We start from the raw sequence: 23599 nt of genomic DNA on the forward strand, positions 1-23599 counted from the left end.
CGGTTTAAGGCATCAGATGCCGCGCAACAATTCGTTCACACTGGTTTTGGCGCGTGTTTGCGCGTCCACACGTTTGACGATGACGGCGCAGTAAAGGCTGTGGCTGCCGTCTTTGGAAGGCATACTGCCGGACACGACGACCGAACCTGCCGGTACGCGGCCTTGGTAGATTTCGCCGGTGGTGCGGTCGAAGATTTTGGTGGATTGACCGATGAACACGCCCATCGAAATCACGCTGCCTTCTTCGACAATCACGCCCTCAACGATTTCAGAACGCGCACCGATGAAGCAGTTGTCTTCAATGATGGTGGGGGCGGCCTGCAGGGGTTCGAGTACGCCGCCGATACCGACGCCGCCACTCAAGTGGACGTTTTTGCCGATTTGCGCGCAAGAGCCGACGGTTGCCCAAGTATCGACCATCGCACCTTCGTCAACGTATGCGCCGATGTTGACGTAAGACGGCATCAGCACGACATTTTTCGCCACAAAGCTGCCGCGTCGGGCAACGGCACCGGGTACGGCGCGGAAGCCTGCGTTTTTGAACTCGTCTTCAGACCAGTCGGCAAACTTGGTCGGCACTTTGTCGAAGTATTTGTTCACGCCGTCGTTGAGAACTTCGTTGTCTTGGATGCGGAAGGACAGCAACACGGCTTTTTTCGCCCATTCGTTGACTTTCCACTCGCCCACGCCCAAGCGTTCGGCGACGCGCAATTTGCCGGAATCGAGCTGGCGGATGGTTTCCAACACGGCCTCTTTGACTTCGGTGGCAACGGTGGTCGGGGTGATGTCCGCGCGGTTTTCAAAGGCGGTTTCGATAATGTTTTGCAAAGACATAATGTTTCCTTATGTGAGATGTTTCGTGGGACGCTTGCCGGTATTTTCAGGCAGTATGTTCATTTGAAATGAATGCGCTATTGTGCCACGCAAACGCATATTCGTCAGCAATACGCGGGCGGTTGCCGAACATTGGCGTTTCGGAATCGGGCGGGCGGCAGGCATTGCCTTTTCCGCACCCGAATCAATACAGAACGGCGGCAGTACCTTTATGCCGCGCCGCCGCCTTTCAGACGGCATTCGCGGTAAAACGCCATCAGCCCTTCGGTCGAGGCATCGTGTACGGACGTGCCGCCTTCCAGTTCGCCGATGATGGTTTTCGCCAACTGTTTGCCGTACTCAACCCCCCACTGATCGAAGGGGTTGATGTTCCAGATTACGCCTTGTACAAAAGTTTTGTGTTCGTAAGCCGCCATCAGCATACCCAGATTGTAGGGCGTGAGGCGGTCGAGCAGGATGCTGTTGCTGGGGCGGTTGCCGGGGAACTCTTTGTGCGGCGCGAGGCGTTCGCGTTCCGCTTCGGGCAAATCTGCCAGTTCGGCGCGTGCTTCGTCCAAGGTTTTGCCCTTCATCAAGGCTTCAGCCTGTGCAAAGGCGTTGGCAACAGTAAAACGGCTGCGTCCGTCCTCCACGCCCTGCGCCGTCATCGGGACAATAAAGTCGCAGGGAATCAGGCGCGTGCCTTGGTGGAGCAGTTGGAAATAGGCGTGCTGGCAGTTGACCCCTTCACCGCCGAACACGATGCCGCCCGTTTTGCACGCGGCGAGACTGCCGTCTGAAGCGCGGCTTTTGCCCAAACTCTCCATATCGAGCTGGTTCAGCCACGCCGGCAGCAGGCGCAGGTTGTGGCTGTACGGAACGGAGGTCTGCCCGTCCGCGTGCTGGAAATTGTTATACCACACGGCAATCAGTGCCATCAGCACGGGAATGTTGCGGCGCGGCGGCGTGTGGAAAAAATGGCTGTCCATCGCGTGCGCCCCCGCCAACAACTCGCGGAAACACGCCCCGCCGACGGCGACCATCACAGGAAGCCCGACAGGCGACCAGACGGAATAGCGTCCGCCCACCCAGTCGTACATCGCAAACACACGTTCCGCCGCAATGCCGAAACTTTGCGCCGCTTCCGTATCGGCAGACACCGCGCAAAAATGGCGCGCCGTTTCGGATTCCGAGAACCCCGCACCGCGATACCACGCCTTGACCGCCTGTGCATTGAGCAGGGTTTCCGGTGTTTTAAAGGACTTGCTGGCAACGCAAAACACCGCCGTTTCAGGGTTCAGACGGCATAAAACCGCATCCAGGCAGGCAGGGTCGGCGTTGGCGGCAAAATGGACGGCGATATGCCGTCTGAACGGCTCGAGTGCCTGAACGCACATTGCCGGCCCGAGGTCGGATCCGCCTATGCCGATGTGGACAAAATCCGTAATCCGTTTCCCAGTTATCCCCTGATACGAACCGTCGTCCAAACTGTGTGCAAACTTCAACGCACGATTTAACTCGCGGCGGATTTCGGGCAACACGTCCCTGCCGTCCACATAAACGGCATCCGCACCGTCGGGCAGGCGCAAAGCCGTATGCAGCGCGGCACGCCCCTCGCTGTTGTTGACCTTCGCACCCGTCCGCAAATCATGCATTTTCCGTCCGAGCCCTGCCGCATCTGCAAGGTTACAGAGCAGTTGAAGCGTATCTTCCCCAAGCCGGTTCTTGCTGTAATCGAACAACATGCCGTCCAAACGTTCGTGCATACGCTCAAAGCGGTCCGGTTCGCAGGCAAAGCGGTCGCGCAAAAGAATATGTCGCGTATCCTGATAATGGCGTTCGAGCGCATGCCATGCACGGGTAAAAGCATTCATCTGTTTTCCTTGATTTTTCAGAACCGGATTAAAATGTAGCAGAATGTAGTTTAACAAACGGCAGCGGCTTTGGCGAATCACGGAAACACTGCGCCCCGCTTTCAGACGGCAGCAGAATTGATTTTTATCAAGCAGGATACCGATGAAAGTGCAGGATGCAAAAAACTTGTGCTATTCTTTGTAATCGAATGAAAGACGGGGGTTATCGTCTGTAAGATACCTACAAGATGCCGCACGACGGCACGGTTGGCAAAAGAAAGCGGCACACCGCTTCGCAAATTGTTGTTTCTTCCCATTTTCCTCAGGAGCAGGTCGATATGAAGGTTTCCCCACAAACGGCAATGACGCTTCGCCAAATCATGCTGATGAACTTCGGTTTTTTCGGCATCCAATACAGCTTCGGTTTGCAGCAGACCGCCATCAACCCCATCTTCAGCTTTCTTCAGGCCGACCCCGCACAACTGCCCGTCCTCAATATGGCGGGCCCGATTACTGGACTGCTCGTGCAGCCCATCATCGGCGCAATGTCCGACCGCACCTGGATACCCGGCCTGGGTCGCCGCCGTCCGTATTTCCTCATCGGCGCAATCGGGTGCAGCCTCTGCCTCTTCATCTATCCGCACGTTACCGCCCTGTGGGTCGCCGTCATGCTGCTCTGGCTGCTCGACATCAGCAACAACACCGCCATGGAACCCTTCCGCGCCTTCGTTGCCGACACCGTTCCCGAGAAACAGCAGCCTACCGGCTTTCTGATGCAGTCCGTATTTACCGGATTGGGCATCACGCTGGCAAACGTCTCCCTCTACATCTTCCAACAAATCGGCTGGCTCAAACAGACCTCCGAAGCAGGCATCCCCTACTGGGTATTCGGTTCCTTCTACATCGGTGCGGCCTGTTCCATCGGCTCGGTGCTCATTACCATCCTCTCCACACAGGAAAAAATGCCCACAGGCAAAGAAGCCGCCGAGTTGAAAGCCAAAACGGGCAATCCCTTGGGGGCAGTCAAAGATATCTTCGCCGCCATCAAAGAAATGCCCAAAACCCTGTGGCAGCTCGCCCTTGTGTACCTCTTCCAGTGGTACGCCCTCTTCATCTACTGGCAATACATCTCCCACAGCATCGTCCAATCCGTCTGGCACTCGACCGCTGCCGACAAAGCCGCCTACGAACAGGCAGTCGCCTGGACGGGTCTGGTCAACGGTTTCTACAACATCGTAACCTTCGTTTCCGCGTTTGGACTGATGTGGCTCGCACGCAAATACGCCGCCAAATACGTCCACGCCTTCGCCGTTTCCCTTGCTGCCGCCGCACTGTTGGCAATTCCCCATATTTCCGACAAATACCTCATGTTCGCACCCATGATCGGTTTCGGCGTAGGTTGGGCAAGCATGATGGGCGTGCCGTTCATGATTGTCGTCAACTCCATCCCCAAAGCACGTTACGGCGTGTACATGGGCATCGTCAACATGATGATCGTCATCCCCATGCTGATCGAAACCGTAACCTTCGGTTGGGTTTACAACACCTTCCTCGGCGCAAACCCCACCAACGCCATGACCTTTGCCGGCATTTTCCTCGCCGTCGCCGCCGTCCTGACGCTGGGCATCAAAACCAAAGGCAAACCGTCCGAATCCTGACGAATCCCGCCCCTGCCGTGCCATCTGAAGGCAGCCGCCCTGCAAACGGCAGCCGGTCAGATTAATTACAGGCGAATAAATGCCGGACAGCCGCCTAATAAGGTATAATCGCATCCGATTCCGTCCCGTTTGCCGCCCGCAGGCGGGATGTCGGCGGTTTCCATCTTACCGGGAACACGCCGATACTGTTTTTTAACGATATTTCTTACATTTTATTCCAATTACTTTACGGGGCTAGAATATGGCTAAAAATGGGGGATTTTCTTTGTTCGCAAAGAAAGAAAAACGCTTTATCTTTGAAGGCAGGCATTCCGCCTCCGACAAACTGGTCAACGGCGAAGTATCCGCGTTTACCGAAGAAGAGGCGCGCAAAAAACTGGCAAAACGCGGCATCCGCCCGCTGCAGGTTACCCGTGTGAAAACAAGCTCCAAGCGCAAAATCACACAAGAAGACATCACCGTCTTCACCCGCCAGCTGTCCACTATGATCAAGGCGGGTCTGCCGCTGATGCAGGCATTTGAAATCGTGGCGCGCGGACACGGCAACCCGTCTATGACGGAAATGCTGATGGAAATCCGCAGCAATGTGGAACAGGGCAGCACATTGAGCCGCGCATTCTCAAACCACCCGAAATATTTCGACCGCTTCTACTGCAACCTGGTTGCGGCGGGCGAAACGGGCGGCGTGTTGGAAAGCCTGTTGGACAAATTGGCAGTTTACAAGGAAAAAACCCAGGCCATCCGCAAAAAGGTAAAAACCGCGCTGACCTATCCGGTATCCGTTATCGCCGTCGCCATCGGTTTGGTATTCGTGATGATGATTTTCGTACTGCCCGCCTTTAAAGAAGTTTACGCCAATATGGGCGCGGAGCTTCCCGCACTGACCCAAACAGTGATGGATATGTCCGACTTTTTCGTCTCATACGGCTGGATGGTGCTGATCGCACTGGGCTTTGCCATATACGGCTTCCTCAAATTGAAGGCGCGTTCGATTAAAATCCAACGGCGTATGGATGCCCTGCTGCTGCGTATGCCGATTTTCGGAGACATCGTCCGCAAAGGGACGATTGCCCGCTGGGGCAGGACGACGGCGACACTGATTGCGGCAGGCGTGCCTTTGGTCGATGTATTGGACTCCACTGCCGGCGCGGCAGGCAATTTAATCTATGAAGAAGCCACCCGGGAAATCCGTACGCGCGTCATCCAAGGCCTGTCTATGACTTCGGGGATGCGTGCGACGGAACTGTTCCCCAATATGATGGTGCAGATGTCCTCCATCGGCGAGGAATCGGGTTCTTTGGACGATATGCTCAACAAAGCCGCCGAATTTTATGAAGACGAGGTGGACAATGCGGTCGGTCGGCTGTCCGCTATGATGGAGCCGATCATTATCGTGATTTTAGGCTTGGTCATCGGCACGCTTCTGGTCGCCATGTATCTGCCGCTGTTTAATTTGGGTAACGTGGTCGGCTGACTTGCCGCACAGATCCGGCGCGGATTCGCTCTGCGCCGGTTTGTTTTTGTTTTGAATACATTGAGAACAAAATATGTCTGATTTGTCTGTATTGTCGCCGTTTGCCGTGCCTTTGGCAGCGGTGTTGGGACTGCTGGTCGGCAGTTTCCTGAATGTCGTCATTTACCGCGCACCCGTGATGATGGAGCGCGGTTGGACGGTATTTGCCAAAGAACATTTAAACCTGCCTCTGACCGATGAGGAAAGCCGCACCTTCAACCTGATGAAACCGGATTCTTGCTGCCCGAAATGTCGCGTGCCGATACGCGCGTGGCAGAATATTCCGATTGTCAGCTACCTTCTCCTGCGCGGCAAATGCGCCTCCTGCCAAACCAAAATCAGCATACGTTATCCCTTAATCGAACTGCTGACCGGCGTATTGTTCGGGCTGGTTGCCTGGCAATACGGCTGGTCTTGGATTACGCTGGGCGGATTGGTACTGACCGCGTTTCTGATTTCCCTGACCTTTATCGATGCGGACACCCAATACCTGCCCGACTCGATGACATTACCTTTGATTTGGCTGGGGCTGATATTTAATTTGAACGGCGGCTTCGTGCCTTTGCAGTCTGCCGTTTTAGGTGCGGTTGCCGGCTATGGTTCATTATGGCTCTTATGTGCAGTGTATAAACTGCTCACAGGAAAAACCGGTATGGGCAACGGAGATTTCAAACTGATTGCCGCATTGGGCGCGTGGCTCGGCATATCCGCATTGCCCGTGCTAATTTTTGTTTCCTCGCTGATCGGTTTGGTCGCGGCAATCGTTATGCGCGTCGCCAAGGGGCAGCATTTTGCCTTCGGCCCCGCACTGACAGTTTCGGGCTGGATAATTTTTACGGCAAACGATTCCGTATGGCGGGCGGTCAACTGGTGGCTGACCCATCCGGTGCTGTAAGATGACGGTATGGGTCGGACTGACCGGCGGAATCGGCAGCGGCAAATCGGCAGCCGCGCAATGTTTTGCCGATTTGGGCGTGCCGCGCATCGATGCGGACGCGGCGGCGCACTCGCTGACGGCTTCAGACGGCATCGCCCTGCCGGAAATCAGGCGGCTGTTCGGCGATACCGTTTTCGACACACAGGGTTTGTTGCGGCGCGACATATTGCGTAAAGAAATCTTTGCCTCCCCATCGCGAAAAGCCTTGCTCGAATCCGTGATGTTGCCGCTGATTTTCTTAGAAATCAAAAAACAGCAAGAAACCTTTACCGATGCGGCTTACGGCATTGTCGAAATTCCGCTGCTGACGGAAAAGCGTCAATTTGTCAGCCTGATACGGCGTGTCCTGACCATAAGCGCACCTTTGGAAAAACGTATCGGCAGGGTGATGGCCCGCAGCGGGCTGACGCGCGGCGAGGTGGATGCCGTCATCAGCCATCAGGCATCCGAATCCGAACGCCTGCTGCTTGCAGACGATGTGCTGCTCAATGACGGCAGCCTCAAAAGCCTGCGTGATAAAACAATGCGCCTGCACACGTTTTATTCAGGGATTTTCGCCTTAAAACCAACACAAGGAAAACACAATGGCTGAGTCGCGGCAAACACGCCTTCAAGTCAAATGTCCGACCTGTCAAACGGCAGTAGTATGGGAACCGGAAAACACATTCCGCCCCTTCTGTTCGCAACGCTGCAAACTGATCGACTTGGGCGGATGGGCAGATGAGGAATATACGGTTACAGCCCAAGAAGAAGGTTTATTGAAAATATCCGAATTTGAGTGTATATACCGCTGATTTTAAAAAATCCGCCTGACTAACCCCCTCTACTGCTCAAAATAAATGCCGTCTGAAACAAATACGCTTCAGACGGCATTTTCATTCTCAAACCTAATCGTTGGTATTTGCCGTTACCTCTTCCAACGAGGTAATGCCCTGCATAACTTTCAAAATGCCGGCCCGGCGCAAATCCACCATACCCTCCTTATAGGCAACGTCCAAAATATCCACTTCCGTACCGTTGTTCATAATCACACGCTGCATTTCTTCGCTGATGGGCATAACCTCATACACGCCCGCACGCCCCTTATAACCCTGCCCCCGGCAACGGTCGCAACCGACGGCGCGGTAAAGTTTCCAATCTTTTGCAAGGTCCTCATCGGTGAAGCCGACTTCCTTCAAAGCAGAGGCAGACGGACGTTCCACTTCCTGTTTGCAGCTCGAACACAGCCTGCGTAAAAGACGCTGCGCCATAATCAGGCTGACCGAACTGGCAATATTAAACGGCGCGACACCCATATTCAGCATACGCGACAACGTCGCCGGCGCATTATTGGTGTGCAGGGTGGAAAACACCATATGCCCTGTTTGTGCCGCCTTAATCGCAATATCGGCAGTTTCCAAATCACGAATCTCACCGACCATAATGATGTCCGGGTCCTGACGCAGGAAAGACTTCAAAGCAGCGGCAAAAGTCAGACCCTGCTTATCATTGACGTTAACCTGATTGATGCCCGGCAGGTTAATCTCGGCAGGGTCTTCCGCCGTTGCAATATTTACCGACTCCGTATTCAAAATATTCAAACAGGTATAGAGCGACACCGTCTTACCCGAACCCGTCGGACCGGTTACCAGCACCATCCCGTAAGGACGGTGAATCGCCTCCAACAACAATTTTTTCTGAAACGGCTCAAAACCGAGCTGGTCGATGTTCAAAGACGCGGCATCGGAATTCAAAATCCGCATCACAACCTTTTCGCCAAACAGCGTCGGCAATGTGCTGACACGGAAATCGACAGGCTTGCCGCCCTTTTGAAAGGTCAGCTGCATCCTGCCGTCCTGCGGTATCCGTTTTTCGGAAATGTCCAAACGCGACATTACCTTAATCCGGGAAGCAAGCTGCCCCCTTACCGCAATGGGCGGCTGAACCACCTCGCGGAGCTGCCCGTCCACACGGAAACGGATACGGGCATTGTGTTCGTAAAACTCAAAATGGATGTCTGATGCCCCGCTGCGCAAGGCATCAGACAAAGTTTTATGGATAAACCTCGGAACAGGGCCGTCCTCAGCCTCCTCATTGTCGATATACAGGGTGTGGCTTTCCTCTTCCTCCTGCCCCTCCCCAAGCTCCTGAAGCAGCGATGTCGAACGCGAACCCACCCAATCGAGCAAACCCGCCAACTGGTCATCCTCGACAATGACCAACTCAACCTCAATCCCTGTGGCAGAAACGGTTTTCTGAATTTGCGGCATCTGTGTCGGATCCGAAACCGCAAAAAATACTTTGTTGCCCCGACGGAAAACCGGCACACAGTGGAACTCCACCATCTGCTCCTCCGTCAATATACCCATTAACACCCTATGGCGCGGATAGTAGCGCAAATCGAAAACCGAATAACTGAACACCCTTGCAATCAATGCCGCAAGCGACTTGGGCGAAATGACACCGTCTGAAAACAGCATCGGCAACACTTCCTTACCCGCCTGCGACTCCTTGTAGTAATGCTCGGCCTGCTCAACAGTAACCACCTGGTTTTGAACCAGAATCCTCAGCAAACCTACGCTCATACGACCTTATCCCCAAATTTATTCATTGTTATACCTGTACAGCTTTTATAGTGGATTAAATTTAAACCAGTACGGCGTTGCCTCGCCTTGTCCTGATTTAAATTTAATCCACTATATCATAAAACAACAGATTTCCAAGCCGGAACATCTTTTACGGAACCTGAAAATCATTTCATGATTCTACCGTCCTAAAGGTCGGTTTTTCAAGCAGGAAGAAAAAGTTTTCAGATGGCAAAAAAGCCTTCCAACACTGAAAGGCCTTATATCGGAAACTTCCCGCAACACGAGAAACAGACAAATGCAAATCGTCAAACCTCGCCAACAGGAATCGAACCTGTATTTTACGCTTAGGAGGCATACGTTCTATCCGTTGAACTATGGCGAGCCGAAATGAAAAGGGAGATTTTAAACCTTTCCGGCAACAAAAGACAAGATGCCGGCCGCAATCAGCGGCCCGACAGGGATACCGCCCATAAATGCCACCCCGATAACCGTCCCGATTAACAGCCCTGTAATTAAAACAGGCTGCTGTCCCATCAAAGGCACGCCGCGTCCCGCCAGCCAAGCCACGAAAATACCGATAAAAACGGCGGATATCATTTTAAAATTCAAAAATTCGGCAACGGGAGGAACCTGCGCCTTTCCTGAAACCAACGGACTCAAAACCCCTATGGTCAAAAGAATGATACCGAGATTCAACCCGTGCTTCTCGACCAACGGGACAAACTGTACCAATGCCGTCTGCTGCATCAGCAGCAATATGGTTGCCGAGATGGTAATCGAATTGTTGTTGCTGACCACCCCCAACAGAATCAGCGTAACCAGAAACAGGGGAACAAAACTGAAATTCATCGCCTCAAGACACCCTGACCAAAGATTCCTTCGCCAGCTGAATCATGGCATCCTTCACTTCGCTGTCGGGCAGGGCATCCAACGCGGTAACGGCACAATCGACTGCTTTGCGCGCCTCGCCTATCGAATATGCCAACGCATCCGAACGGACGACATAATCGTGGATTTTCTCAAAATAGCTGCGATCTGCATTTTCCAAAGCAGTACGCACATCGTTCGCAACCTGTTCGGAACCCTGACGCATCAGATAAATCAAAGGCAAAGTCGGTTTTCCTTCCGCCAAATCGTCGCCGACGTTTTTGCCGGTTTCTTCGGTTTCGCCAGAATAGTCCAGCACATCGTCAATAATTTGGAATGCCGTGCCGACGTACATACCGTAGTCTTTCAACGCCTGTTCGTGTTCGGGGGAAGCCTTGCCCAAAATTGCGCCGACTTGAGCGGCAGCTTCAAACAATTTTGCCGTTTTATATTGGATGACTTGGATATATTGTTCTTCGGTAATGTCCGTATTGCCGATGTTCATCAGCTGCATGACTTCGCCCTCGGCAATAATGTTGGTTGCATCCGCCATCACTTCCAAAACGCGCATACTGCCCGAGGCAACCATCAGTTGAAAGGCGCGCGTGTATAAAAAGTCGCCAACCAACACAGCCGCCGCATTGCCGAACAGATTGTTTGCCGTTGCCCGCCCACGGCGCAAATCGCTTTCATCGACGACATCGTCGTGCAGGAGGGTGGAAGTGTGGATAAACTCGACCATCGCCGCCAGCGAATACAGTTTCTCGTCATCATAACCGACCGCCTTACCCGCCAAAATCGTCATAATCGGACGCAGGCGTTTGCCGCCCGCGCTGATGATATATGTACCGATTTGCGAAATCAGTGCGACATCGGATTGCACCGCACGGTTGATGACTTCATTGACTTTGGCAAGGTCTTCAGGCAGATGTCGCTGGAAATAGGGCAGATTCTCGAGCATGGCAGATTGAAAGCTGATTCAAATAGCGGGCAATTATATCAGCAAAGCCATCAGGGTACATCTTTTCAGACGGCATATGATTATCCGAACCGCGCAAACTTTGACAAAACAGGCAAATAACAATACAATGCCGAGTTTCGCACAATGGTGTGCGGATATTAACCATAACCCTTATGGAGTTGAGTATGTACGCGGTCGTAAAAACCGGCGGCAAACAGTATAAAGTTTCCGTCGGCGAAAAATTGAAAGTAGAACAGATACCAGCCGAACTCGACAGCCAAATCGAACTGACCGAAGTTTTGATGATTGCTGACGGCGAATCTGTAAAAGTTGGCGCACCTTTTATCGAAGGTGCAAAAGTAACGGCTAAAGTAGTGGCACACGGTCGTGGCGAAAAAGTCCGCATCTTCAAAATGCGCCGCCGCAAACACTACCAAAAACGCCAAGGCCACCGCCAAAATTTCACCCAAATCGAAATCGTGGCAATCGCCTAACCTTAAAACTTAGGAGCATTACAAATGGCAAGTAAAAAAGCAGGCGGCAGCACCCGCAACGGTCGCGATTCAGAAGCCAAACGCTTGGGCGTTAAAGCCTACGGCAACGAGCTGATTCCCGCAGGTTCCATCATCGTACGCCAACGCGGTACCAAATTCCACGCAGGCGACAACGTAGGCATGGGCAAAGACCACACTTTGTTCGCCAAAGTTGACGGTTATGTCGAATTCAAAACCAAAGGCGCGCTGAACCGTAAAACTGTCAGCATCCGTCCTTACACCGGTTCTGAAGAATAATCCAACCGATACCTGAAGCCGCATCTTTTCACGATGCGGCTTTTTATAGTGGATTAAATTTAAATCAGGACAAGGCGACGAAGCCGCAGACAGTACAAATAGTACGGCAAGGCGAGGCAACGCCGTACTGGTTTAAATTTAATCCACTATACATACCCCACACCCGATTTGATACACATTAAGCTGAAAGTAAAAATCCGCATACACCCTCCCCTGCATATTTCTTCAACAGTGGGTTTTGATATAATCGCCTATCTGTTACAGATAGTTCAAACGGCATTCAAACCCTTACAAATGCCGTCTGAAATCATCGGCATCCGCCTATGCAAAGGATATTTTATGAGTTTACACAGCGACATCCTCGTCGTCGGCGCAGGCCCGGCGGGTTTAAGTTTTGCAGCCGAACTTGCCGGCAGCGGTTTGAAAGTTACCCTGATCGAACGCAGCCCACTGACTGTTCTGCAAAATCCTCCATATGACGGACGCGAAATCGCCCTGACCCATTTTTCCCGCGAAATCATGCAGCGTTTGGGTATGTGGGACAAAATTCCCGAAAACGAAATCTACCCTTTGCGCGATGCCAAAGTGCTGAACGGACGTTCTGACTACCAGCTCCACTTTCCCCAACCGACTGAAGCGCGCGGCGAGCCTGCCGACCGCCTGGGTTATTTGATTTCCAACCACAATATCCGACGCGCCGCCTACGAAGTCGTATCCCAACTCGACAACATTACCATTCTGACCGATACGGCCGTTAAAGAAGTCAAAACATCTGATAATGAAGCGCAAGTCTTTTTGGAAAATGGAGACATTCTGACCGCGCGTCTCCTTTTAGCAGCAGACAGCCGTTTCTCACAAACCCGCCGACAACTCGGCATTTCTTCAGATATGCACGACTACAGCCGAACCATGTTCGTCTGCCGCATGAAACATACTCTTTCCAACCAGCATACCGCTTACGAATGCTTCCATTACGGACGCACCATCGCACTGCTGCCACTGGAAGAGCACCTGACCAATACCGTCATTACCGTCGATACCGATAAAATCAACAGCGTTCAAAACCTTTCGCCTGAAGAATTGGCCGCAAGCGTAAAAGAACAACTCAAGGGTAGGCTTGGCGACATGGAACTGGTCAGCAGCATCCACCATTACCCCCTTGTCGGCATGATTGCCAAACGTTTCTACGGCAAACGCAGCGCGCTGATTGGCGATGCCGCCGTCGGTATGCACCCCGTTACCGCACACGGTTTCAACTTGGGGCTTTCCAGCGCAGATATTCTGGCAAAACTGATACTCGAAGCCGAGCAGCGCGGTCAAGACATCGGCGCATCTTCCTTATTGGAAAAATACAGTAACAAACATATGCTGCATGCCCAGCCGCTTTATCACGGAACCAATATGATGCTGAAACTGTTTACCAATGAGACCGCACCGGCAAAACTGCTGCGCGGTTTGGTATTGCGTGCCAGCAACAATTTCCCGCCGCTGAAGAAACTGATCACTAAACAACTGACCGGTTAAAATCATATAAAAAATGCCGTCTGAAACATGTTCAGACGGCATTTTATTTGACTGCCTGCTATATTGCCGTTCAAGTTCGACAGACAAATCCATTACCCTGTATAAGTTGACTGATTACACAATATCATCTGACACCGACTGAAAATAAGAAATTTACAATACTTGAAAACAAAGCCTCCGAACAATCGGAGGCTTTGTTTGCCAAACGGAAATTATTTCAGTTTGGTTTCTTTGTACACTACGTGTTTGCGAGCAACCGGATCGAATTTTTTGATTTCCAGTTTGCCGGGCATAGTGCGTTTGTTTTTGGTAGTGGTGTAGAAGTGACCAGTACCTGCACTGGATTCCAGTTTGATTTTATCGCGCATTGCAGTAGTCCTTAATTAAATAGTGTTTAAATTAAGCTTCGCCGCGAGCACGCAAATCAGCCAATACGACATCAATGCCTACTTTGTCGATGGTACGCAATGCAGCGTTGGAAACGCGCAGGCGGACCCAGCGGTTTTCACTTTCTACCCAAAAACGACGTGATTGCAAGTTGGGCAAAAAACGGCGTTTGGTTTTGTTGTTGGCGTGCGATACGTTGTTGCCGGACATCGGGCGTTTGCCGGTCACTTTGCAAACTCGTGCCATAATCAGTCTCCAAACTTCTAAAATAGTAAAACGCGATTTATACCACGAAAAACAGTGTTAGTTCAAGTGTTTTAAAGAAAAACGGCTGTTTTGCGCGGATAATCCTTCCGATTGTTGCATCTGCGGAACGTTTGCAGGTACGAAACAGATGGGGTGCGATTATAGCGGATTTCGGGAACTGCTGCATTCAAAATGCCGTCCGAACATATTTCCAGTATTTTCAGACGGCATTTCAAGTTTTCAAATCTCTCAATGTCCACCACCGCCACTGCTGTGGAACGGCGGTTTTGCCAGCCATATGACAGGAATCATGATGATGAACAGCAGGCTGCCTGCCATAAAGATTTCATTCGATCCGATGATGAAGCCCTGTTGCGTGATGGTGTTGTTGATGATGCCTAGGGCTTGAATGTCAGAAACACCTTGTTGGGACAAATGCGCCGCCATTTCGTGCAATGTTGCGGAATAGGGCGTGATGTGTTCGGCAAAACGCGTGTGGTGCAACGCTTCGCGCCGTTCCCACAGGGTGCTGACGACGGATACGCCGACACCGCCCATCAGCACGCGCAGGAAATTCGACAGGCTGCCGGCGGCGGCAATCTGCCCGCCCTTCATATGCGACAGGGTGATGGTCGTCAGCGGCAGGAAGAACATGGCAACGCCTACCCCCTGCCAAAACTGCGGCCAGATGACGTTGCCGATATCCATGTCGGCATAAAAATCCGTACGCCAATAGAAAGTGAAAGCAAAGGTCAGGAAGCTGGCGGTTACGAGCAGGCGCATATCGGCCTTGTTGCCGAACCTGCCGATTAACGGAGATAGGAAAACTGGGAGGATGCCGACGGGCGCGGCGGCAAGCCCTGCCCACGTGGAGGTATAGCCCAGGTTGGTCTGCAACACTAGCGGCAGCAGGGTCAGCGTCCCCATATACACCATAAAACCCAATGATGTGGCAATGACGCCGACGGTAAAATTCCGATCTTTAAACAGCGATAAATCGACAATCGGGTATTTTTCTCCCAATTCCCAAACAATAAAATACGACAAGCACACCAGTGCGACTACGCCCAAGGTAATGATTTCTCCAGAGGCGAACCAGTCAAGTTCCTTACCCCTGTCCAACATCATCTGTAACGCGCCGATACCGACTACCATCAATGTAAGCCCGACATAGTCGGTCGGCATTTTAACGGTTTCCGTTTCCCGATATTTCAAATGTTTCCATGTAATCCATGCCGATATGATACCGATGGGGATATTAATGAAAAAAATCCAACCCCAATGCCAGTTTCCGGAAATCCAACCGCCGAGTATCGGCCCGAGAACAGGGGCGACAACGACGGTCATTGCCCACAATGCCAGTGCCAGCGTCCGTTTTGCGGGCGGATAGGATGCCATTAACAGGCTTTGCGACAAGGGAATCAGCGGCCCGGCGATAAAGCCCTGCAAAATGCGGAAAACAACCAGCGACTGAAGGTTGGGCGCGATGCCGCACAGCCATGATGTGATGACGAAACCGACAGCGGCGGCGGTAAACAATTTGACCTCGCCGATACGTTTCGCCAAAAATCCCGTTAACGGCACGGAAACGGCGTTTGCCACAGCAAAAGAAGTAATGACCCACGTCCCCTGCGTGGTTGCCGCACCGAGGTTGCCGGCGATGACGGGAACGGCGACATTGGCGATAGTCGTATCTAAAACTTCCATAAATACGGCAAGCCCCAAAGACAGCGTAACCCACGCCAATGCCGCACCCTTAAGCGGTGGATAATCCATTGTGTCCTCCGTTTCAGACGGCATCAGGGCGCGGATTGCCCGAGGATTTCATCGACCGTCCGATCGACTTCCGACCAGTCGGTACTTTCCATTTCCGGCAATGCCGCACCCGGCGTTTTTGAAACAGGCGCGCCTGCGGCGGAAGTATCCACTTTAACCGTCATCGACAAACCGATACGCAACGGATGCCTGTCCACATCTTCGCGGTTCAGCACGATACGGACGGGGACGCGCTGCACCACTTTAATCCAGTTGCCCGTTGCGTTTTGCGCCGGAATCAGCGAAAACGCGCTGCCCGTACCTGCCGAAAAACCTGCCACCCTGCCGCGATAAACAATTTGTTTGCCGTACAAATCGGACACCAGCTCGGCAGGCTGTCCGATTTTCATATGCCGCAACTGCGTCTCTTTAAAATTAGCATCCACCCACACATCCGACAGCGGCACCACCGCCATCAGCGGCGCGCCTGCCGCCACCTGTTGCCCAACCTGCACCGAACGCTTTGCCACCTGACCGTCCGCCGGCGCGCGGATTTGCGTCCGCTGAAGGTTCAACCACGCATCTTTCAACCTGCCGATTGCCGTCTGAACCGCCGGCTGTTCGCGCAAAGAAACATCTCCGCCCAAAGCCGCGCGTGCCGAAGACTCTTCCGCCAAAGCCGCTTTGACCGCCGCCTGCGCCTGAGACACTGCCGCACGGGCGTGTGCCAGCTCTTCGGCGGACACCGCGCCCGATTCCGCCAAAGCAGACCGGCGGCGCAAATCATCCTGCGCGCGCGCCAAATCCGCCCGGCGCAAGGCAACCTGCGCCGCCGCCTGCGAAGTGGCGGCATTTTGCCGGCGGTTTTGCCGCACCGCCTGAATCAGCTCGTTTTTTGCCCGTTCATACGCCAACACATAATTGCCGTCGTCCAATACGGCCAACATATCGCCTTTCTTCACAACATCCGTATCATCATGCAACACCTTCCGCACCATACCGCCCGTTTGCGGCGTAATCTGAACCACGCGTCCGACAACATAAGCGTCTTCCGTTTCCTCTTCGTGCTGCCACCATAAAAAAAACGCCGACCCGGCGGCTGCGGCGGCAAGCGCGAACAGCAGCGTCAATGCCGTCAGGCGGCGTTTGCGTTTGGCTTGCGTGTTTTGAAGTTTTGTTTCGTCCGTGTGCGTATCCATAAGATTGGGTTCCGAATTTCCTGATTTCATATAAACAATGTTCTTTCAATAGGAGGCAGATTCTATATCCGCGCAATAACGCAATCAAGTCAGTATTTTAGATGCAATATTCAAAAAACAACGCTTCAGGCGGCAAAACTGAAAATATATTTCGTTTATATATGACACGGCAAACACCGCCGCCTGCACCATGCCGTCTGAAGAAAACTACACAGATACCGCCGCTTATATTACAATCGCCGCCCCGTGGTTCGAAAACCTCCCACATTAAAAAACTAAGGAAACCCTATGTCCCGCAACAACGAAGAGCTGCAAGGCATCTCGCTTTTGGGTAATCAGAAAACCCGATATCCGATCGGCTACGCGCCTGAAATTCTCGAAGCATTCGACAACAAACATCCCGACAACGACTATTTCGTCAAATTCGTCTGTCCCGAATTCACCAGCCTCTGCCCCATGACCGGGCAGCCCGACTTCGCCACCATCGTCATCCGCTACATTCCGCACATCAAAATGGTGGAAAGCAAATCCCTGAAACTCTACCTCTTCAGCTTCCGCAACCACGGCGATTTTCATGAAGACTGCGTCAACATCATCATGAAAGACCTCATTGCCCTGATGGATCCGAAATACATCGAAGTATTCGGCGAGTTCACACCGCGCGGCGGCATCGCCATTCATCCTTTCGCCAATTACGGCAAAGCAGGCACCGAGTTTGAAGCATTGGCGCGTAAACGCCTGTTTGAGCACGACGCACAATAAACCATCCTTCCCATATTTCAGACGGCATTCCTTCGATACGATATGCCGTCTGAACGCCTTTCCGAAAGATTTTTATGTACGCATTTACCGACGCACAGCAACAGAAGGCACTCTTCTGGCTGGTGCTTTTTCATATCCTCATCATCGCCGCCAGCAACTATCTGGTGCAGTTCCCCTTCCAAATTTTCGGCATCCACACCACTTGGGGCGCATTTTCCTTTCCCTTCATCTTCCTTGCCACCGACCTGACCGTCCGCATTTTCGGTTCGCACTTGGCACGGCGGATTATCTTTTGGGTCATGTTCCCCGCCCTTTTGCTTTCCTACATCTTTTCCGTTTTGTTCCACAACGGCAGTTGGACAGGCTTGGGCGCGCTGTCCGAATTCAACACCTTTGTCGGACGCATCGCCTTAGCCAGCTTTGCCGCCTATGCGCTCGGACAAATCCTTGATATTTTTGTATTCAACAAATTACGCCGTCTGAAAGCGTGGTGGATTGCCCCAACCGCATCAACCGTCATCGGCAACGCCTTGGATACGTTGGTATTTTTCGCCGTTGCCTTCTATGCAAGCAGCGATGAATTTATGACGGCAAACTGGCAGGGCATCGCTTTTGTCGATTACCTGTTCAAACTTACCGTCTGCGGTCTGTTTTTCCTGCCCGCCTACGGCGTGATTCTGAATCTGCTGACGAAAAAACTGACAACCCTGCAAACCAAACAGGCGCAAGACCGCCCCGCGCCCTCGCTGCAAAATCCGTAACACAGCCCTGCCGGGAATCGGGACGGTTGGGTTTTCTTTTATTTGCAAACACTGCCGGAACGGATAAATCCGGATTCCCGCCACTTCGTCATTCCCGCGAAAGCGGGAATCCGGTGCGTTGGGTTTCAGTCATTTCCGATAAACTCCTGCCGCGTTGTATTTCTAGATTCCCGCTTTCGCGGGAATGACGGCAGTACTTCCTTGGCTTAGTTTTATTTGGCTGTGTTTTAACAATGTGTTGATTTTTACACTAAATTTTGCTAAAATTCCTTGCAGCCAATTGAACTACAAGGAATTTTATCATGTCTGGCGTAACAAAAGAATTAGACATTTTAAAACAACTTTTTGAAAACTTATCCGATACGGATAAACAGGCTTTTTTGACTTCTGTTAATCAAAAAAGTCATTGAACCAAGAAAAATTACGAATTGCCCACATTGTCAATCTACGCATTTTGTAAGAAATGGTACGAAATGCGATAACCAACGCTATTTGTGTCGTGATTGCAAAAAATCTTTTGTTGAGCAAACAGGCACTATTCTCTACAACACGCAAAAAGACATTGAAGTTTGGGAAAAATACATTCATTGCATGATTGAAAAATACCCATTGCGTAAATGTGCTGAAATTTGCGAAATCAATCTCGCTACTGCTTTTGCGTGGCGACACAAAATTTTAGACGCACTTCAAAACATGATGAATGAAGTTGAGTTAGATGGCATTGTGCAAGCTGACGAAACTTATTCAACTATTTCTTACAAAGGACACCACAAAAATTTTAATCTGCCACGTCCTGCTCACAAACGAGGAACGAGAGCAACGAAGCGTGGCATTTCCAAAGAACAAGTTTGTGTTCCTTGTTGTATCAATTTGGACGGTAAATCTGTTGCTAGAATTAGCAATCTAGGTAAGCCATCTCTAAAAGATTTGCAAAAAGTTCTAAATGGCAAAGTTGCCAAAGATTCTGTATTTGTTACCGATTCATTAAGACCATATCAAAAATTATCGCTGGATATGAATTTAAGCCATATCCGCATTCCACGCGGTAAACGTGCAGTTTGTACGTTTAACATTCAAACAATCAACAGTTACCACAGCATACTGAAAAACATGATTGTTCATCGGTTTAAAGGGGTTGCAACCAAGTATTTGAACAATTACTTGGTGTATCATAACTTTGTTAATTTTGCCAAAGATACGTTGGCAAACAAAGAGGTAATCCTGATGGATTTTATCCGTAACACTATGTGTACAATTAGGTCAGCAGACGTAACTAAACGTCCTGCTATTCCTGTGTAAATTAACTCAATTCAAGATTAAGGTATAACTGAAATGTTAAATTTAGACATTCAAACATTTGTAAAAGAAGCACATACATTCTCACAAGTTGAAAGCAATCATGCAGAGCCTGCTCTATTTGGAGTTACTGACGGCAAGGCAGTCGGTACATATTTAGAGCATAAATTTAAAAATTATTTGGCTCAAAATTATTCATTCCAATTGGGAAACTCTGCGAATGGTATAGATTTTCCAAGTTTGAACACTGATATGAAAGTAACAAGTAAACGGCAACCACAATCCTCATGCCCATACAAATCAGCGAGACAGAAAATTTTTGGTCTTGGCTATAATTTAATTGTATTTGTATATGAGAAATATGATGACTCAATTTCACGAACTGGTAGATTAAATATTACTGACACAATATTCGTTGAAGCAAGCAGAACAGCAGATTTCCAGACCACAACAGGGATTTTGGAAATTCTTCGAAAAAATGGAAACCGCGATGACCTCATTGGTTTTATGATTGAGCGAAATCTTCCAGTTGAAGAAATTGAACTAAATAATATAGCAAATGAAATCCTTATCACACCTCCAAATCAAGGATTTTTAACTATATCAAATGCTCTTCAATGGAGACTTCAATATACAAGAGTTATTGAAATGGCTGGTCAAGTTCAAGGTATTCACTCTATCTTCAAATTTTCTTAAGGTATTTTTATGAACAATAAAATTCGCAATAAAAAGGAATTTGGTGATTTTCAAACACCTGATTACTTTGCAATACAAGTTTGTGAAAAACTTAAAAATATTGGCATCAATGCCGACTCAATTATTGAGCCAACATGTGGTGTAGGTGCTTTTGTCATTGCTTCAAGAAAAATCTTTCCCGATGCTGAAATATTTGGTTACGAGATAAACAAGGATTATGTGGAAATTCTTGATAATAAATTGTCATCCATAGGCAATACTAACATTCACATCAAACAGTCTGATTTTTTTTCTACGAACTGGAAAGAGAATCTCTCCAAGATAAATGATAAGTTATTGGTTATTGGGAACCTGCCTTGGGTTACTAACTCAACACAAGGAAGTTTAAGAAGCAATAATTTACCAGAGAAGAATAATTTCTTGGGTTTTAAGGGGGTTGATGCCATAACAGGTAAGGCTAATTTTGATATTTCTGAATGGATGCTCATTGAAAACTTGTCATGGTTTCATAATAAAAACGGAACTATTGCTATGCTTGTTAAAACAGCAGTTGCAAGAAAGATTATTGCCTATGCTAAGAAAAGTAATGCTCACCTTATCAATGCATCAATCTATAAAATAAATGCAAAAGAATTATTTAATGCATCTGTTGATGCATGTTTAATGGTTCTTGTGTTCGACCAGAAATCAACTCCTTGCTACGACTGTTCCGTATTTGATAGTTTAAATACAACTGATTGTACAACGATAGGTCATAGAGATGGCTTAACTATATCAAACTTAGATGATTACAATCAGCTTAAAAATCTTCTTGGTTCTAGTAGTATTAAATGGAGGTCAGGAATTAAGCATGACCTCTCATCTGTTATGGAGCTAACGCGAGATGAAAGGGGCTACATTAATGGACTTGGAGAATATGTTGATATTGAGCCAGATATTTTATATCCATTGATGAAAGGTTCTGATATTGGATCTGGTAATGAATGGCGAAACAAATTTGCCATTGTTACGCAAAAAGCAATTGGAATGGATACATCTTATATAAGAGAAAAGTATCCAAAAACATGGAATTATCTTTTATCTCACTCTGAAAAACTTGATGCTCGTGGGAGTAGCATTTACAAAAAGAATCCACGATTTTCAATTTTTGGAGTAGGTGATTACTCTTTCAAAATGTGGAAAATTGCGATATGTAGTCTTTATAAAAATTTATCGTTTAGACTTGTTGAGCCAATAGAAAGAAAACCAGTCCAATTTGATGACACGGTTTATTTTATATCATTTAATTCAAAAGAAGAAGCCGAGAATGCATATTCTTACCTTACATCCGACAGTGTTCAGAAAATACTTAATTCTTTAATTTTCTGGGGAGATAAGAGACCAATTAAAGCAAGTATTTTAAACCTTTTAAAGTGGGAAGATAGTGAAAATCATCATTGACTAAAACTTGAAAAATAAAAATTATACCATCTTGCAACATTTCTACTGACCGATGATTTTCTAAAATCCAGTGTTATTTTAAAGCAGGGCTAACTAAAATATCAACACAAAATTAAGACACAGCCTTTTATTTTAATCCACTATAAATGCCGTCTGAAAACCTGTTTGCAGATTTTCAGACGGCATTGTTTTCGTCGCCGGTTCAAACTTCAATCCGATTGCGACACAGTAACCGATATGCCGCGCAAGCGCGCAAGCAGCGCGTCCGCCTTCTGTTTCTGCGCGGCAAACGCCGCCTTGTCCGCCTGCGTCAATTCGGGTGTCGGCAATGCGACCGAAACAGGATTGACGGGCTGCCCGTTGATGCGCGCCTCGTAATGCAGGTGCGGCCCGGTCGAACGCCCTGTCGAACCGACAAAACCGATGACCTCGCCGCCGCGCACATTGCCTTGTGCCTGCGAAAACGCGCTCAAGTGCGCATACAGCGTTTCCACACCGTTGGCGTGGCGTATCATCACCGCGTTGCCGTAGCCGCCCTTCCGGCCTTTAAAGGTAATCACGCCGTCGGCGGAAGCCCTGACCGGTGTTCCCTGCGGTGCGGCATAATCGATGCCCGTGTGCAGCCGCCAAGTGTGCAGGATGGGGTGCATACGGTAGCCGAACGGCGAAGAAATGCGCGTATAGACCAGCGGCTCGATGTTGAAGCCGCCTTTTTCCTGCAACACCCTGCCGTCTTCATCGTAATAATTGCCGCCCCCTCCGCCTTCCTTGTCCGAACGGTAATAGAACGCCTGATGCCTTGTGCCGCCCTTGACGACTTCCGCCGCCAGAATATCGCCCGCCGCCACCTGCTGCCCATGGAAATACAGGCTGTCGTAAAGCAGGCGCACGGCATCGCCTTCCTTCAAACCGTCAAGGCTGAAGCGGCCGGCGAAAATCCCGCTTAAGGATTCGCGGATTTCGACGGGCACTTCCGCCCGCGCCAGCGAACCGCGCGCCGACGTTTTGACCACGACCGAACGCAGCGTCGGCAAAACCTTCATATCTGCCTCAGAAGCCGTCCGCCGCCATTCGCCGCCTTTCTTTTCCAAAGCGACCAAATTGCGCTCGCCGTCTTCGTCGGTAAAAAACTGCACTTCGCGCGCACTGCCGTCGCTGCCGACCAAAACATGAACCGACTGGTCGGCGCGCAAATGCCGCAAATCGGCTTCGCCGCCATATTTTTCCGTGATTCGGGCAATCTCGTCCCGCGCCATACCCGAACGCGCCAGCACGTCCGCCAGCGAGTCGCCCGGCTGCACCGCCTCCTGCACCCAATATGCCGTCTGAACACCGCTGCCGCCCCAAGACAGCGGCGGCAGTTTTTGTTCCACGCGCTGCGGTCTGACGCGCTCCGTCCTCTCTGTCGAAGCAATGTATGCCGCCGAAGCCAGAATAATCGAAACAGCAAGCGCGCGCAGCGCGTATTTCCGATGTTTTGCCGAAAGTGGGAAGACAGCCATATTGTTCCTTTTTGACGGCGTTTGCGCCGAATCCTCTATAATGTTGCGCCTGACCTGCATTTCTAAAACGT

23 protein-coding genes, 1 tRNA gene, 2 pseudogenes and 1 riboswitch are annotated in these 23599 nt (G+C 50.2%); of the genes and pseudogenes, 14 read left to right on the plus strand and 12 right to left on the minus strand.

The window, feature by feature from the left end:
* Nucleotides 1-12 precede the first annotated feature (12 nt).
* From dapD to pgi, 3 genes are read right to left on the minus strand one after another with little or no spacing between them, the layout of a single operon-like run.
* Nucleotides 13-834 carry a 2,3,4,5-tetrahydropyridine-2,6-dicarboxylate N-succinyltransferase gene (dapD, locus tag ACNAU7_RS04805; RefSeq protein WP_416301133.1) on the minus strand — a complete coding sequence of 274 codons (822 nt, stop codon included), beginning with the start codon at nucleotides 832-834 and terminating at the stop codon, nucleotides 13-15.
* A 9-nt stretch (nucleotides 835-843) separates the two neighbouring features.
* Complete coding sequence (locus tag ACNAU7_RS04810; RefSeq protein ID WP_078835829.1) at nucleotides 844-1074, minus strand: hypothetical protein; 231 nt, start codon at nucleotides 1072-1074, stop codon at nucleotides 844-846.
* Nucleotides 1044-2687 carry a glucose-6-phosphate isomerase gene (gene pgi, locus ACNAU7_RS04815; protein ID WP_416301135.1) on the minus strand — a complete coding sequence of 548 codons (1644 nt, stop codon included), beginning with the start codon at nucleotides 2685-2687 and terminating at the stop codon, nucleotides 1044-1046. Before pgi ends, ACNAU7_RS04810 begins: the two co-directional genes overlap by 31 nt.
* Nucleotides 2688-3004: 317 nt before the next feature.
* Here pgi and ACNAU7_RS04820 point away from each other — a divergent pair, with 317 nt between their 5' ends.
* From ACNAU7_RS04820 to yacG, 5 genes are all read left to right on the plus strand, one after another.
* On the plus strand, nucleotides 3005-4324 hold the full coding sequence (locus ACNAU7_RS04820) for an MFS transporter (protein WP_196428370.1): 1320 nt from the start codon (nucleotides 3005-3007) through the stop codon (nucleotides 4322-4324).
* 241 nt (nucleotides 4325-4565) lie between these two features.
* Nucleotides 4566-5798, plus strand: coding sequence for a type 4 pilus assembly protein PilG (gene pilG / locus ACNAU7_RS04825; RefSeq protein WP_003710974.1), 1233 nt, complete (start codon nucleotides 4566-4568; stop codon nucleotides 5796-5798).
* A gap of 73 nt (nucleotides 5799-5871) precedes the next feature.
* Nucleotides 5872-6732, plus strand: a complete 861-nt coding sequence (locus tag ACNAU7_RS04830) for a prepilin peptidase (protein ID WP_416301138.1) — start codon at nucleotides 5872-5874, stop codon at nucleotides 6730-6732.
* Between the two features lies 1 nt (nucleotide 6733).
* Nucleotides 6734-7366 (plus strand): dephospho-CoA kinase, encoded by a 633-nt coding sequence (coaE, locus tag ACNAU7_RS04835; protein ID WP_416301140.1) that lies wholly within the window; start codon nucleotides 6734-6736, stop codon nucleotides 7364-7366.
* On the plus strand, nucleotides 7359-7568 hold the full coding sequence (gene yacG / locus ACNAU7_RS04840) for a DNA gyrase inhibitor YacG (RefSeq protein WP_025457134.1): 210 nt from the start codon (nucleotides 7359-7361) through the stop codon (nucleotides 7566-7568). Before coaE ends, yacG begins: the two co-directional genes overlap by 8 nt.
* A gap of 93 nt (nucleotides 7569-7661) precedes the next feature.
* Here yacG and pilB read toward each other — a convergent pair whose 3' ends face one another.
* From pilB to ispB, 4 genes are all read right to left on the minus strand, one after another.
* Complete coding sequence (pilB, locus tag ACNAU7_RS04845) at nucleotides 7662-9338, minus strand: type IV-A pilus assembly ATPase PilB (protein WP_416301142.1); 1677 nt, start codon at nucleotides 9336-9338, stop codon at nucleotides 7662-7664.
* A gap of 313 nt (nucleotides 9339-9651) precedes the next feature.
* A tRNA-Arg gene (locus ACNAU7_RS04850) sits at nucleotides 9652-9723 on the minus strand.
* A gap of 20 nt (nucleotides 9724-9743) precedes the next feature.
* A complete protein-coding gene (locus tag ACNAU7_RS04855) occupies nucleotides 9744-10190 on the minus strand; it encodes a DUF441 domain-containing protein (RefSeq protein ID WP_124186267.1) in 447 nt (148 codons plus the stop codon).
* A 4-nt stretch (nucleotides 10191-10194) separates the two neighbouring features.
* Complete coding sequence (gene ispB, locus ACNAU7_RS04860) at nucleotides 10195-11169, minus strand: octaprenyl diphosphate synthase (RefSeq protein WP_002221965.1); 975 nt, start codon at nucleotides 11167-11169, stop codon at nucleotides 10195-10197.
* A gap of 185 nt (nucleotides 11170-11354) precedes the next feature.
* Here ispB and rplU point away from each other — a divergent pair, with 185 nt between their 5' ends.
* The 4 genes and pseudogenes from rplU to ubiM all read left to right on the plus strand — a co-directional run bounded on the left by rplU (nucleotide 11355) and on the right by ubiM (nucleotide 13484).
* Entirely contained in the window at nucleotides 11355-11663 is a 309-nt protein-coding gene (gene rplU, locus ACNAU7_RS04865; protein WP_002216394.1) for a 50S ribosomal protein L21, read from the plus strand.
* Nucleotides 11664-11687: 24 nt separating this feature from the next.
* Nucleotides 11688-11960 (plus strand): 50S ribosomal protein L27, encoded by a 273-nt coding sequence (gene rpmA / locus ACNAU7_RS04870; RefSeq protein WP_002212328.1) that lies wholly within the window; start codon nucleotides 11688-11690, stop codon nucleotides 11958-11960.
* Between the two features lie 44 nt (nucleotides 11961-12004).
* Nucleotides 12005-12136 (plus strand): annotated as a pseudogene (locus ACNAU7_RS04875) (IS5/IS1182 family transposase); the annotation flags it as partial.
* Between the two features lie 163 nt (nucleotides 12137-12299).
* Nucleotides 12300-13484 (plus strand): 5-demethoxyubiquinol-8 5-hydroxylase UbiM, encoded by a 1185-nt coding sequence (gene ubiM / locus ACNAU7_RS04880; protein WP_416301152.1) that lies wholly within the window; start codon nucleotides 12300-12302, stop codon nucleotides 13482-13484.
* 212 nt (nucleotides 13485-13696) lie between these two features.
* On the opposite strand, the gene rpmG is transcribed toward ubiM, so the two are convergent.
* The 4 genes from rpmG to farA form a co-directional block, all read right to left on the minus strand.
* The gene (gene rpmG / locus ACNAU7_RS04885; RefSeq protein WP_002212306.1) at nucleotides 13697-13852 is read right to left on the minus strand and encodes a 50S ribosomal protein L33; all 156 of its coding nucleotides are present in this window, start codon (nucleotides 13850-13852) and stop codon (nucleotides 13697-13699) included.
* A 31-nt stretch (nucleotides 13853-13883) separates the two neighbouring features.
* Entirely contained in the window at nucleotides 13884-14117 is a 234-nt protein-coding gene (gene rpmB / locus ACNAU7_RS04890) for a 50S ribosomal protein L28 (RefSeq protein WP_002216391.1), read from the minus strand.
* A gap of 249 nt (nucleotides 14118-14366) precedes the next feature.
* The gene (gene farB / locus ACNAU7_RS04895) at nucleotides 14367-15893 is read right to left on the minus strand and encodes a fatty acid resistance MFS efflux transporter permease subunit FarB (protein ID WP_416301378.1); all 1527 of its coding nucleotides are present in this window, start codon (nucleotides 15891-15893) and stop codon (nucleotides 14367-14369) included.
* 23 nt (nucleotides 15894-15916) lie between these two features.
* Nucleotides 15917-17071, minus strand: a complete 1155-nt coding sequence (gene farA, locus ACNAU7_RS04900) for a fatty acid resistance MFS efflux transporter adaptor subunit FarA (RefSeq protein WP_416301161.1) — start codon at nucleotides 17069-17071, stop codon at nucleotides 15917-15919.
* Between the two features lie 240 nt (nucleotides 17072-17311).
* Nucleotides 17312-17356: riboswitch (PreQ1 riboswitch) on the plus strand.
* Nucleotides 17357-17359: 3 nt separating this feature from the next.
* Between farA and queF the strand changes: the two genes are divergently transcribed.
* The 5 genes and pseudogenes from queF to ACNAU7_RS04925 all read left to right on the plus strand — a co-directional run bounded on the left by queF (nucleotide 17360) and on the right by ACNAU7_RS04925 (nucleotide 22026).
* Nucleotides 17360-17833: a preQ(1) synthase gene (gene queF / locus ACNAU7_RS04905; RefSeq protein ID WP_416301163.1), complete on the plus strand. Its 474-nt coding sequence runs from the start codon at nucleotides 17360-17362 to the stop codon at nucleotides 17831-17833.
* A 74-nt stretch (nucleotides 17834-17907) separates the two neighbouring features.
* Nucleotides 17908-18594 carry a 7-cyano-7-deazaguanine/7-aminomethyl-7-deazaguanine transporter gene (locus tag ACNAU7_RS04910; protein WP_416301165.1) on the plus strand — a complete coding sequence of 229 codons (687 nt, stop codon included), beginning with the start codon at nucleotides 17908-17910 and terminating at the stop codon, nucleotides 18592-18594.
* A gap of 302 nt (nucleotides 18595-18896) precedes the next feature.
* Nucleotides 18897-19893, plus strand: a pseudogene (locus ACNAU7_RS04915) (IS1595 family transposase).
* Between the two features lie 33 nt (nucleotides 19894-19926).
* Nucleotides 19927-20586 carry a hypothetical protein gene (locus ACNAU7_RS04920; RefSeq protein ID WP_416301167.1) on the plus strand — a complete coding sequence of 220 codons (660 nt, stop codon included), beginning with the start codon at nucleotides 19927-19929 and terminating at the stop codon, nucleotides 20584-20586.
* A gap of 9 nt (nucleotides 20587-20595) precedes the next feature.
* Complete coding sequence (locus tag ACNAU7_RS04925; RefSeq protein ID WP_416301169.1) at nucleotides 20596-22026, plus strand: N-6 DNA methylase; 1431 nt, start codon at nucleotides 20596-20598, stop codon at nucleotides 22024-22026.
* A gap of 209 nt (nucleotides 22027-22235) precedes the next feature.
* Here ACNAU7_RS04925 and ACNAU7_RS04930 read toward each other — a convergent pair whose 3' ends face one another.
* Nucleotides 22236-23528 (minus strand): M23 family metallopeptidase, encoded by a 1293-nt coding sequence (locus tag ACNAU7_RS04930; protein ID WP_416301171.1) that lies wholly within the window; start codon nucleotides 23526-23528, stop codon nucleotides 22236-22238.
* Nucleotides 23529-23599 lie beyond the last annotated feature (71 nt).

This window comes from Neisseria sp. LACPHL-SPEC-2024-00856 (assembly GCF_047915665.1).
GTDB lineage: Bacteria > Pseudomonadota > Gammaproteobacteria > Burkholderiales > Neisseriaceae > Neisseria > Neisseria polysaccharea.